The sequence below is a fragment of the Candidatus Kryptoniota bacterium genome (genome assembly GCA_036567965.1).
In the GTDB taxonomy this organism is placed as follows: domain Bacteria; phylum Bacteroidota; class Ignavibacteria; order Kryptoniales; family JAKASW01; genus JAKASW01.
Genome location: DATCTN010000006.1, coordinates 1 through 13,153, shown reverse-complemented (window position 1 = coordinate 13,153; position 13,153 = coordinate 1). Strand labels below are relative to the sequence as shown.

The 13,153-nt window shown below is 46.6% G+C and carries 10 protein-coding genes; all 10 read left to right on the top strand.

All coding sequences use genetic code 11. The features are described from left to right. Positions 1 to 211: 211 nt before the first annotated feature. Positions 212 to 622 (top strand): hypothetical protein, encoded by a 411-nt coding sequence (locus VIS48_00815; GenBank protein ID HEY9164680.1) that lies wholly within the window; start codon positions 212 to 214, stop codon positions 620 to 622. Positions 623 to 793: 171 nt separating this feature from the next. Continuing rightward, positions 794 to 1,984 (top strand): hypothetical protein, encoded by a 1,191-nt coding sequence (locus VIS48_00810; GenBank protein HEY9164679.1) that lies wholly within the window; start codon positions 794 to 796, stop codon positions 1,982 to 1,984. Next, on the top strand, positions 1,985 to 2,896 hold the full coding sequence (locus tag VIS48_00805; protein HEY9164678.1) for a T9SS type A sorting domain-containing protein: 912 nt from the start codon (positions 1,985 to 1,987) through the stop codon (positions 2,894 to 2,896). Between the two features lie 457 nt (positions 2,897 to 3,353). Beyond that, positions 3,354 to 3,869: a hypothetical protein gene (locus tag VIS48_00800; GenBank protein ID HEY9164677.1), complete on the top strand. Its 516-nt coding sequence runs from the start codon at positions 3,354 to 3,356 to the stop codon at positions 3,867 to 3,869. Between the two features lie 1,137 nt (positions 3,870 to 5,006). Beyond that, positions 5,007 to 5,660, top strand: a complete 654-nt coding sequence (locus VIS48_00795) for a hypothetical protein (GenBank protein ID HEY9164676.1) — start codon at positions 5,007 to 5,009, stop codon at positions 5,658 to 5,660. Between the two features lie 243 nt (positions 5,661 to 5,903). Then, positions 5,904 to 6,779: a TonB family protein gene (locus VIS48_00790; GenBank protein HEY9164675.1), complete on the top strand. Its 876-nt coding sequence runs from the start codon at positions 5,904 to 5,906 to the stop codon at positions 6,777 to 6,779. 269 nt (positions 6,780 to 7,048) lie between these two features. Continuing rightward, positions 7,049 to 8,893: a transglutaminase domain-containing protein gene (locus VIS48_00785; GenBank protein HEY9164674.1), complete on the top strand. Its 1,845-nt coding sequence runs from the start codon at positions 7,049 to 7,051 to the stop codon at positions 8,891 to 8,893. A 1-nt stretch (position 8,894) separates the two neighbouring features. Continuing rightward, positions 8,895 to 10,877 carry a DUF3857 domain-containing protein gene (locus VIS48_00780; GenBank protein ID HEY9164673.1) on the top strand — a complete coding sequence of 661 codons (1,983 nt, stop codon included), beginning with the start codon at positions 8,895 to 8,897 and terminating at the stop codon, positions 10,875 to 10,877. 364 nt (positions 10,878 to 11,241) lie between these two features. Beyond that, positions 11,242 to 11,874 carry a hypothetical protein gene (locus VIS48_00775; protein ID HEY9164672.1) on the top strand — a complete coding sequence of 211 codons (633 nt, stop codon included), beginning with the start codon at positions 11,242 to 11,244 and terminating at the stop codon, positions 11,872 to 11,874. 149 nt (positions 11,875 to 12,023) lie between these two features. Then, entirely contained in the window at positions 12,024 to 12,803 is a 780-nt protein-coding gene (locus VIS48_00770) for a hypothetical protein (protein ID HEY9164671.1), read from the top strand. Positions 12,804 to 13,153: the final 350 nt, after the last annotated feature.

Sequence of the window (13,153 nt, the reverse complement as noted above, 5' to 3'; positions counted from 1 at the left end):
ATGCTTACCCGTACATGATGGTACTATCCTGGATGAGATAGAGATTTGTGGATTTTTTTATTGGGTGAGAAAAGGGGTCTAATGGGGTCGTGTTGCTATTCCGTCGTAGACTATGCCAAGCTTGATAATTGCCCAACTGCCACTTACATTCCTCCCTCGACAAAGGGCTGTGGGAATGATGTCGTGGACTACAATCAAAGGAGGTTGAAGTATGAAAAAGTATTGTATGCTTCTTTGCTCCCTCCTGTTTGTTGCTTGCACTACCACGGGTCCGTCATCGAATCTTTCAATCCAGTCAGGGACCTACACAGGCACTTTCTCTATCATGAATTATGTGGGAACCGACAGTCCTTCGACGCAACAAAGCCAAACCACTTTTACTTTCTCAGATACTGGATGGTACACTTGCGGAGGTGGACTCGTGCCGACAGGCGGAGGGAAATATAATGTCACAGGCGACTCATTGTATTTGCAAGATATGGTAGCTCACCTTGCTATCTTTGACTGGACACTTATACTTAATGGATCATTTCACGGGAAGGTAGATGGAAACAAGTTAACCCTAACACAAGACGACAAAGCGTACCATCGCTATCGGAATATTGTGATTACTCGTCAATGAGAGGAGTTTAAAACGGCGGCTAACAACCGCAAAAAAGGATGCTCGACTATTACGTATCATGGTTCTCGCTCCATCCCGCGCACATTATGTCAAGAAGGAGCGTGCCACGAACGTGATTCGCGCGGACGTTAGTCGCAATCGCCTTTCGCTAATGCATGAAGGGAGGCGCAAGTGGAAAAGGTAGTTAGACTTCTTTCAGTGATCTTTTGTTTGTCTTCCATGACGGGTTCGTCGCTGGCCCAGTGGGTTCAGACCAGCGGCCCTCATGGCGGAAATGTGACCTGTCTCGCATCGTCGGGTGGCAATGTATTCGCCGGCACCTACATGGAAGGAGTCTACGTCTCAACCGATGGCGGCTCCACATGGTCTCTCATAAGTTCAGGCATGCTGGTGCCGTCCATTACCTCCCTCGCGTCAACTTCAGGCAGAGTGCTGGCAGGAGGCTTATCCGGGGGAATCTATATTTCCGGTGACGAAGGCATATCGTGGAGCACAGTCAGCACTGGTCTCACAAATACCTTGGTGACATCTCTGGCGGTCGCTGTTTCCGGCGCCGGAGACACTACTGTCTATGCGGGCACATATCAGGGGGTATTCCTCTCAACTAACGCAGGTTCGTCGTGGTCTAAAGTCGCTTCCGGCCCCGACACAGGCAAAGTGTCGGCTATCGCGGTGTCGGGCCCAGATGTTTTCGTTGGAACGGACACTAGCGGCGTTTTTCTCTCGACCGACAACGGAAGCGGTTGGGTACCTGTAAACAGCGGACTCACCGACATGCATATCACCGCTCTTGCTTGCGTCGACGATAATGCAGGCGGCAATGAGCTTTTCGTCTCGACCCCCTTTGCGGGAGTATTCCTTTCAACAAACAACGGCACAAGCTGGACACACGTTAGTCTTGGGGATTCACCTGTCTACTCTTTTGCTTCATCTGGCGGATTAGTGTATGCAGGCACCGATAGCGGTGTTTTCGTTTCCACCGACAACGGAACGAGCTGGCATGCAAGCAGCACCGGACTCACCCAACCTTCAGTCACTTGCCTCCTCGTTGCAGGCCGTCAGATATTTGCAGGGACTTTTAACGGAGGAGTGTTTCTGTCGGGGGACAACGGCTTAAGCTGGAAGGCAGCCGGATTTGTCAACACATCAATCCTCGCGCTTGTTTCCTGTGAGAACGAACTCTTGGCTGGTATCGATGAAGGCGGGATATCGGTGTCGACAGACGGAGGTACTACCTGGAAAGAGTCTGCCAAATGGGATCTGTCAATAAATGCTGTTGCTGTGTCTAATGATCGCCTGTTTATCGGGGCTGGACAGTACGGAGTCTATTACTCAAACGACTCCGGCGCTACCTGGATGTAATTGAAAAAAGGATTGTCCGACACACTTGTCTTATCTCTTGCCTCCCACAACGGGGATGTTTTTGCCGGGACGCCGTCGGGAGTTTTCTTCTACGACAGTAGCGAATCAAGTTGGACGCAGACCGGTCTCTCGGGACCATACGCGTATGCAAGCTACATCTTCGTGAATGATACGGTGATGTTTGCAGGCGGTATGATGGGGACCTACCGTTCTTCTGACAACGGTTCCACCTGGAAGGAGACGAACTCGGGGCTGCAGGATGTATTTAGCGGCGTGCAGTCCCTTGTCATAAGTGACACGAGGCTCTTTGCTGGAACTGGCAAGGGTGTGTATATTTCCACCAACAACGGCGATAGCTGGGAATCAAAGGGACTCAGCAACAATTCCGTGTTGTCGCTCGCCTGTTACGGAACAGATTTGTTCGCCGGGACTTCCCACAACGGTGTTTTTGTTTCCACTGACACTGGCTCGACCTGGACGTCTGTCAGCGCCGGACTTCCGAATGCGTCAATCGATGCGCTTGCACTGTCGGGCAAGGACCTTTTTGCGGGAACTTCTCAGTCAAATAGCCACTCGGCGTTCGGAGTTTGGCGTCGTCCTCTCTCTGAAATGATAACAGAAGTCGGCGACAAGCCGCAACCGGTTCCCTCCAGCCTCGCTCTTTCGCAGAATTATCCAGATCCATTCAATCCCACCACAACCATAAGCTACGACCTGCCACAACGAGCATTCGTTCAACTTGACGTCTATAACGCTCTTGGCCAGTTGATAACACGACTGGTGAATTCCAGCCAGAACCCGGGTCATTATGAAGTGAGATTTAATGCAACAAATTTGCCTGGTGGAATTTACCTCTACAGACTTCAAGCAGGCACCTTCATGCAGGTGAAAAAGATGATCCTGATGAAATAAATTCTCAAGAATAGTTGGCGCTCAGGTAGGCGGATCTCACGGTCCGCCTTTTTGTTTTGAGCCTCATCCTTCTAATCGCTACCTCACGTCTCAAACATCTTTCTACTCCGGGTACTACCGGAACAGCGACCACGATGCTCTGATTTTATTCTTCGATTTGAAAACGTCTCTACTGGCGGTTGAGTTGTAACCTCAACGATCTGAATTACCAAGGTTGATAATCGCAAAGCTACTGGTTACATTAGTCCGTCAGGCGAAATCTAAGACGGCAATGGATCGCCGTCGTCCGAACAAGGGCTGCTCCGGATCCTCCAAGTACTCCTCATTCCAGACATCGACAAAACCACACGGTGTCATATCATGCTCAAGGATTTATTAGGGACTGAATGATGCCATTAAGTTTGCACGGCGGAAAGATAATAACAGTGAATAGCACCCCCTAAATATGAAGGCAAACATGAGAAGTAATATCACGGTAACAATCGCGGCATTGGTCACAGTAGCATTGTTGTTTGCAGGCTGCAAAAAGGATGAGGGTGGCCCGTTAACACCAGCAAGAAAAATCGAAGGGACTTGGAAAACAGCTCTTCCTGTAGAGTTTCATATTAATACAGACTTTTGTGCAGATTCGCTTGAACTCGTGGCAACGGAGGATAGAACTGTTACAATGGAAATAAAAGAGACGAGTAATTACACCGTTGATATTACATTAAGCTTTACCGAATCTAATTTTACTCCAATAAGTCAAAACTGCAACCCTACGGGGTATGTACCTGACGTATCACCGATGTACTTACGCGGTGATGTATCAGGGGCACAACTGACGATTCTGGATTCGCAGTATAAGTTACTAGGGGTCTTTACGTTTACGACGGATTTGATGCAGGGGACGTGGGGCGATCTCTGGTGTAGTGCTTACTGTCAGGATGTCTACACTGAAACAAACGCATTAAAGCTAATTTTGCAGCGTTAAAGGGAAATCAAATCGAAGACCGTATCGCCTAACACAGTGCAGGTTGTTCTGGGGCACCCACAAGGAGTGGTCCTAAATTCATCCGGATTGAACTTGCCACAAGCCCTTGCCGCAAGACAATGCGATCCATGAATTGAATGAAAGTGTGTGAGGTCAACAAGGGTCTCAACCAGATTACCTTGCAAAGGTCCTATTACGTACATGTTGATACCATAAGGACGAAGTATAGACCTGCGGGTTTGTTTGTCGACTAGAAAAAGGATGGCTCTAATGGGCTTAGAGCCGGGTTGCCTTTAATTTCCTCTCCGGCTAAATTTCTGCAAGTATTTAGGGCTGAAAAGTGGTAAGCAGTAACTCAACAATCAAAGAAGAAATAAACACATATATGTGTGTCTTTACACTAGTTAGCCACGAGCGCCACGCAAGGAATCGTTAATGAATAGATTGTATATCATAATCGTTCTTTCAGCGTTAGGCCTTTACTACGGCTGCTCAGCGAGTAATTCAACGTTGAATACTCATTTTCAAAACACAGTTGATAGCCTAGCTGTTCGGCCAGTTCGATTAGCTACGTTATCTTATCTCTTCAGGAGAAGTTACGGTTCCTGGCCCAACTCACTTCAGGAATGTTATTATCTCTGGGGAGATTCCATTTCCTCTCTGCTAGCGGGCCAAGACACATCTTATATAACAATTCAGTTTACGCCATTGAATCAAGATTCCTTGAAGATCCAGTTTTCAATGGTCCCGTTTAGCATCGCATCGACCGAGTTCCGCAGATTCAGTGGAACTATCTACGTTGTGCCGACCGACTCAATGCATATCGTTGTGGCAGATGGCTCTCTAAGTTGGATGAGCGTCCATCATGCTGATTTGAGCTTAGGTATCAATATTAGAGTCAATAGCGGTCAGCTTGTGTTTCCGCTCGACTCCCTTAATGCTTTGAAAGTGAGATGTTTCAAGCGTGGTGCCAACGGATAGCAATCAAAAAGAAGACGCTCATCATTATGTATATGTCGAGTCTGCTTCATGGCGCGCGTATTCCGCGAAGAAGGAGCGCGGCACGAACGTGATGCGGCAACACGTTAGGCGACACGCGTCAATCGAATTAATGCTTGTAGCTATACGAGGATCTAAATGCTATTCCGATATGTAGCCGCATCAATTATCATCTGGCTTGCAAGTGTTTTCTATAATGCGTCAGATCCAGCCCCCCAACAAGCCAGACTCGATGAGGTTTCGTTTTATCTGCCGCTCAAAATCGGCAACACATGGACTTACAATGTCGAGGGGATACTAAATGGGATGCATACTTTCTTCCAGTTGCGAGTCAGGATTAATGACACTTTGAGACACAGTGATGGGTCACTTCTTTTCTCGCATGGCGAATACTTCAACGAAGAAATCCGAGGCGATTCCTTGAAACAGTATGTCACTGGATACTACACCATAAGGGACAGAACAATTTACAATTACAATTCGGCAAGCGATTCTGACCTCTACCACAGGCCAACCTACGCAGTCCCCCTCCTCAAGGCACCTTTGGCAGTAGGTAACGAGTGGGAATATGATCGCGACGAGAGGGTGTCATCATACAGAATCGCCTCAATTGGCCAACTCACATTCAGAGGTACACCGATAGATAGCGTGGTCTTGGTTGTGGGCCATTGGTCTGATGTCGTTGATTCTTCATGGTACGCTCCTGGAATTGGTTTGCTCAAGGAATGTGTTGGGAATTCCAAAGACTTCAGAAAAGTCTCAACTCTACAAGATTTCAGGGTTACGAAATGACAACGTTCATGATGGTACGCGCGTCGTCTAACAGGTGGCAAAAAGACGCTCGTTATTATATATATCGAGTTCGCCCGCCTTCCGCAAGTCCCGCCTTGCGGGACGGCGGACAGGCTTCATGGCACGCGCATTGGGAAGAAAAAGGATGCGCGGCGCTGCATTGTTGCTGCGGACGATACGACGACACGCTCGACAAGGTAAGCCATTCCGTGGTTCAGTTTAAACTTGAAAGTGTATAAACGAATGAGAATGCTGGCATATTCAATTTTCGTGATTGCAGTGGCTGTTAATGTTGGAATGGCACAATCCGACTCTCTTCAATGGAGTCATTTGGTAAAGAGCCACGATACCACAGAAGTCTTTTACGATGACTACATAAACTCATTCTGGTGTAGCTACGGTCCACCGCTGGTCTTTGTTGACACCATAATCGTTGTGCAACCCAATCAAGGAATCACGGCTCCGATTCCAGTGCAGGGCTTAAAGGCCTTTGTAGATTCAATTAAGTACCCACCACTCGCACTGAGGGCGGGGGTTATGGGCGTTGTAATTCTGACAGCGAGCATTGATTCGTTTGGCCTTGTTCATGATGTGAAGGTGAAACAAAGCAGTGCCGAAATTTTCAACAAGAACGCAATCACCGCGCTCGAAAACGCTCGATTCACCACGCCAATGATAAAGGGACACTCAACAGACGTTCGCATTGCGATTGTTCTTTCCTTTGCCATCCAGAGGAGGAAAAATGTTGAGATTGATAAAATCATAGTGGACAGAAGCGCATGTTTAGGAACGTGCCCATCGTACACAGTTACCCTCGATAAAGATGGCACTGTGCTCTATGACGGGCGTTACTATGCGAAGAGGGCTGGTAAATGGAAGGCACAAATGGATAAGTCTCAGTTTGTTGGCATCACTTCACTCCTTTTTGCCATTCGCTTCTTCGAAATGAAAGAGACCTATGCCACAGGAGCCACCGACCTTCCCTGGATTACAATCACGGTCAAGACACCAAACGAGACCAAGAAGGTTAGCACCGACTACTATGCCCCTTTGGGTGAGATATCAGTATTGGTTGATTACGCAACAGAAAATCTTAAGTGGGAAAAAGTTGAACAGTGACCATATAAAAAGACTTTCTTTCGCCAATCGATTGAGCACGGATGCCCAACAACGGCAATTCACGACGCTCGATTTGACAATGGTGATGGAGAGCGAATTACTGAATTTGAAGTAGTACATCGATCGGGGCAGGTCAAGGTGATCACCTTGTAAAGGCAGCACAACTTAGGTAAGTGCGCTGCGGCAAGGAAGATTCTACCTGCTTTGCATCTTAAACTTATGACTGCTTAGTTTGTTCGCATTAGATTATAGAGATGGAGGCTGATGTGGTGGAAAAGAATTACGATTACCACAGTTTATGGAAACCGTATAAGCTCCTTATGCTTCTGGCTATATCCGGCTGGCTCGCAGGGTGTACAAGCCCGTTTCTTCAAAAGGAAGAAGTTGCACGACTCAGCGGGATCGAAAAACAGCAGACCACCGTCATATATTTCAAAAAACAGTTCAAGTTTTCTGTCGGCGGCGGTCTTGAAGTTACCTTGCATAAGGTTATCAAAGTCGGATCGAATACAAACGCCATCCCAGATCTCCTAGAAACGACCGACTCCCCAACCTATAGGCTGACCGATTTTTACGGAAGGATCATCAAGAGAAATGGCGATGTGAAGAACCTTGACGAGAACGACGTGGTCACCGTCAACGAGAGCGATAAGAGCGTTGTCACTCAAAGTGTTAGTAAAATGCTCAGCGTAAATGGAGAGGTTGCGGATGGCGATATGATTGAAGAGGTCGACGTGCATGTCAACGATTTGCCCGAGCTCGGCATAAGCTTTTCACTGGATGAAATTGGCAACGGGGAGAACATTACGTGTCTGATAGATGTTCCGGACCACAGCGCGTTATACTACAGGATCGTAAACGATTCGACCACTCCTAGGGTTGATTCAATTAAAGGAGGAAAAGAGTACTCGTTTCATTGGAATACATATGTTCCGAAGGAGGAAACTTCTACTCTAGCTGCATTGGACAATTATCCCGAGATAGTTGCAGCCGTACGAGACAGCGCTACGCTGAAAGAAAGACCATTTTCATGGGAAGGCCTTGGAGACTGGTACCTTAAACAGATGTCCGAAAAGGCCCAATACGATTCCACGGTCAGAAAAACCGCAGAGGAAGTGACAAAAGGTCTCACGAACGATAAGGAGAAGATGGACGCAATCTTCAACTATTGCCAGAGGTACATTCGCTTCGAAGAAGTCTACCTGAAAAAAGGCGAGGAATACATTCCGCACGACTGCGCCTCGATCCTTGCAAATAAATATGGAGACTGCAAAGACTATTCGTGTCTTATGTATTCAATGGCAAAGAGTGTCGGCCTGAACCCTAATTTTGCCCTCTGTGTTCGGGGGAGAGGAGATCACTTCTTTTCAGACCTGCCCGTGGATCAGTTCAACCACGACGTGGTTCATTATGAATTTGGTGGGACAGATTGGTGGTATGATGGGACGAACAAACAGGGGATACCGGGATTGGTTTCAAGCGATCTAATAAACCAGCCCGCTCTTATTCTCGAGCAAGGGAAATCCCGGCTGGTGACCATCGAAGAGTCGGAAAATGATCTATTATCTATATCCGGAAAACTTGTACAGGAGGAAGACGGCTTCGTTGGGAAGCTCACTATCGTATTGAAATATCAATACGCGGTGGATTTTCTCTTCACGGAATCACAGCTTAATAAGGCGAGAATGCAGGAATCCGCGACAAAGTGGATTACGGAGACACTGAGCCCGACCGCGGAGGTAAAAGAAATCACGTGGAGAACGAAACCCGATGCGTTCGTCCTTGATGCAACCGTTGAACTTCCCAACTCGGCATCCTTGATCGGAGGTACCGTCTACTCGAGCTTTCACCGTCTCTTTCCACTTCTTTTCCCGAGCGAGCTTTCAGGAATCGACACGACGAGTGTTTATTATTTTCCGTATTACGATAAGGTCGACTTGCGTCTCAATATTAGACCGGCAAATGCCGACTCGACAAAAGGCCAGGTCGTGGAATATAAATACGCGATTGATCCCGGCCCGATTGACTCCGCTCATCAGTCGCAGTTCAAGAAGACGTTTCATGAAATCTCCGATGAATTTAATAACACACTCAAACTGAATGCGGAAAAATAAATTGAAAACGATATTCACATTTTTGATGGTAGCAATATGTCTCAACGCCGCGCAGGGTCAGGGGTATTTTCGGAGTCTTCCGGATTTGCAGCTGCAGAACGCAATTACGCCGGATAAATTTCCCGACATGGACGCGATAATACTAACGAAGGAACAAAGTACCACACTCACATACCAGGATATCTATTTTTACGGCACCCGGCTCAAAGTCCCGAACACATCCCATACTATCGTCATCATTGTGAAAGTCTTGGATGATATTGCCGTGCACCGGTATGCAGATGTTGAGTTCAGATATAGTGAGCGCCTCGGAAACCTTTACCCGAATTCATATTTCGTTCGCGCAAGAGTCCAGAAGCCTGACAGTACGGTAATTGAGATGCCAAGTGAGAATGTCCAAAACATCGCTGAGGTCAAATCGGCCGACAACACTCCGCTGGTTCGCAAAGTAGTTTTCAAGATACCAAATGTTTCTCTCGGAGATGTGATCCAGTACGAATACGGATATTCTGACATCTTCTCGTATTCGACGGGGGGATTGTTCTATTACAACGACAAAGACTTCATATTGTATTCCAGCTTGTACATCACGGTTCCTAAATCGGACAGTATAAGGTATTTCAGCTTTCCGGAAAACGAAATCGGTCACCCCAAGATAGTACAACAGGCCAGCCTCCATGGGGATGAGAAGACATATTTCTGGAGCGTCGCAAACTTAAGAGCTTATCCAAGTGAGCCGTTTCCATATCCATTTGAAGCCTCGGCGTTCCTGACGGCGTTCGTTGCGGGCCATGAAGCGGAAGATTCGCTGCAAGCGTGGAACAACCTTTCGAAGAGCTTCTTCAATGATTTCATAGACAAAGGCCATGTCGCCGGTGGCGATTTCGAAATCTTGGACCTTCCGAAAAACGGCTACAACCCTGATCTCGGTTTCAAGGGGGTCGACAGTGTTTATACACACCTAAGAAAATATTTTGTTCTCTCCTCGTACAACTCGCTATATCCGCTGAGCTCGAACGTCGATGGGCTCTTTGACTCGAAGAGAGGTGACGCCTCAGATCTATCGTACCTGATGTTCAAGATAGTCGAAAAGTGGGGGATAAAAGAGAACATTGTCTGGATCCGTGACCTCAGAGATGGTCCATTCGAGCCAACTGTGCCGACCCGGACATGGTTCGACCGATGTGGACTATTGGTAACTATAGACGGGGAGAAGAAATTGTATGACTTCGACCGTTCCGTTCCTTCTTCTTATGAATTACCGTGGTTCAGTCACAATATCAATATTGTGGTCGTGGGGGAAGACAGTTGTTACAACATGATAGTAAAGGAACCTGCCGGCCGGAACCTAAACTTGTCGTACGAGAAACATGATATTACTTTCACAAAGACGAACGAGATCAAGGATTCGCTCACGATAGGTTTCAGAGGAAGGCCGGCACAAGAACTGAGAAACTTGTACTACGATGATAATCTTAGTGATATTGAGAACAGCGTAAGATCCAGCGTGTCGGGAAACCATTTTTCGAAGGTCGACTCGGTTTGGATTAACGATTTCCTGAACCAGCGAGACTTGAGGGAGACGGTTACCGGTTACGAAAAGGCAAAACTACAGAGTGTGGACTCCTTTTTGATTTTCAAGCCTGACAACATCATCATGAGGCATTTCAGGGATGAGATTTTCACGACGGACAGGCATAACGCGCTTTACTTCGGGGTGCCTCTCCAGTTTTTGATACATTGGGGTATCAAAGTGCCTCAGGGCTATTTGTTATTAGACACAGTCGCGAACGAGTCGCCAACCAATTTTCACGACTGCTCTGCGAATCTAAATATCTATCAGATTCCAGATGGGATCGAAATTGCAGCCGAAGTCAATATACTCGATGTTTACTTTGACAGCCAAAGTTATAAGGGTTTTCTGGATTTCCTTGACCGAGTTATGAACCGCATCAACAAAGCTGTAGTGTTCAAAAAGCAATAGTTCCATTTCATTTAACTGTAGGTCTTCAATGTCAACTGGACAGTTCAGCTATTTTGCTAAGAGACGGTTCTTGAGTAATTGTTTGTGATAGGTTCTAGGGTTTTCTACCTCTCGCTGTTCTTCGGTAGATTTTTTCTCTACTGACGTGTCCCCTAAGAGTGCTCCAGTCCTCGCTCGTTGATTTGTTTGATAATTAGCTAGGCAGCATTTACATTCTCCCGTCGACACAGAAGGGCTGTGGGAATGATGTCGTGGATTACTATCAAGAAGAAGATAAACGAAAGAGTTCATTATCGAAGTCGAATAAGGATGGTTAGCGAATACGTTAACCAAATAGTTAATTGCCATTTGCAGCTGGACTGAAATGAAATATTCATTACTTTTACTGTCATTGACTGCTTGCGTGGTTGGCTGTACTCGACCGCCCGGCCAAGTAGACATATCTTCTGCCGAAGAGTACCATGTTATCGCGACAGTAATAGACTCCCTCTATCGTCCATCTCACCAGGGCGCGCCGCTCATATTCATAGACTCTACTATAGTCCAATCGTCAGTCGATTCCACGATTAAGATGTTTAAAAGAGGAGACTCTGCCTCAAATTATCTCGACCTCTTTGCGACAGACAGCTCATTCTTTGAGGGAAGAGACTCGGTTGAGTTGCGACGCGACTTCGACTCGAAGAATCGACAACGATGGATCCTTTTCGCGGACTCCTTGAGGCCAAAAACACAACTCATTTTCCAGACGTCGGATCAGGTGAATTCGGTCTTTGCATTAACAACGGGAAATTCTTGGGCAGTCTTCCGCGATAAATACCACACGAACCTTGGCTTCATGGAGGTGTCTAGGGTTGGCTTCAATTCAAAACTTAACAAGGCGGTCGTATATGTTGAACGCTATGCTGGTTATGAAAATGCGGAAGGCACTTTTGTTTTTCTACTTAAGCTGAATGGCCAATGGATCATCCATCGGCAATATATGAAATGGATATCTTGAATGTCCACCTCGCAAACGGGCGAACCCTTATAGACTGTATCACGACGCTCGATTTGACAATGGCGATGATTGATATGGACACTGAATGTGAAGTGGTACATCAATTGGTGGCAGGTCAACAACTGATCAACAATTAGGATCAATAACAAATGACCAAAATATTACTGGCGTTGCCTTTTTGGGTCCTGCTATGCGAATCAGGGTTTGCTCAATACCCATTTGAAAAGTACAAAGCACCTCCGGAACGAAACGTTCCCAAATGGGTTGATTCCACGAGTGAATCCGACGACGAGAAGTTTGTCGAATCGACCTCTTTATCTCTGAATACTGTATTTCCAGGCAGCGATAAATGTGACATTCGAGTAGAACCGCCTGAGGAGAATGTGTCTGATGACGATGACATCTCAAAAATAAGCATATTTCGGAACGACAGGCTCGTCCAAACATTTGTGGATAGTAGTGCTCCTCGCATGTATTTTTCTTGGGGAATTACGGCTCTGGCGGATTATAACGGAGACGGACTTACCGACATACGAATAGTGGTTCCGTACATGACAAACGGGCTCGGACTGGATGAGTGGGATATTTATCTGATTCAGAACAGGGACGGGCATTTCACGAAAATTGCTTTTCATAATCTATATAGTGCTGAACGTCCTGAGCGGGACATGGACAACGATGGTCATTTCGTGGTTATTGGTATGGAACTCGAGGAATACAAAGAGCACAATTATTTTGTGTACAACTTGTACAAATTTAGTGGTGACAGCTTGTTAAGTGTGAGCGATCGGTTCGGATATCCTCTCATGTATCGGTTCTTAAAAAAAACGAATTATAAGGTCGCGAAAGATGTTCCAGACTGGATCCGAAGTACCTTTTTGCTCTCAAAACCGAAGGAATATACTGTTGATGAAGGCACCAGATACTGAGAAGATAAGGTCTGCCGATGTTGATTAGGAAAACACAAAGTGAACAAGGATGAATCCATCAGGACCAAATTCCGTTCAGCATTACAGCAAGAAGATAGTTGGTGAGGCACGAATCGATTGAGGCTCCCCAGCTTCATAAGGAACTCATTGCAGTTTGTCGTCTAATATTATGATACAAATACGACGCTCGATTTGAGAATGGCGATGCTTGGTTGTGACCCCCGTAACTTGGTCCATTTTGAGTGAGAAAAAAAGGGTACATTTGCACTAACAAAATGGAGCCTACAGGACATGAAGAAACGATTCACGGAACAGCAGATCGTCTTTGCCCTCCGGCAGGCTGAAGCAGG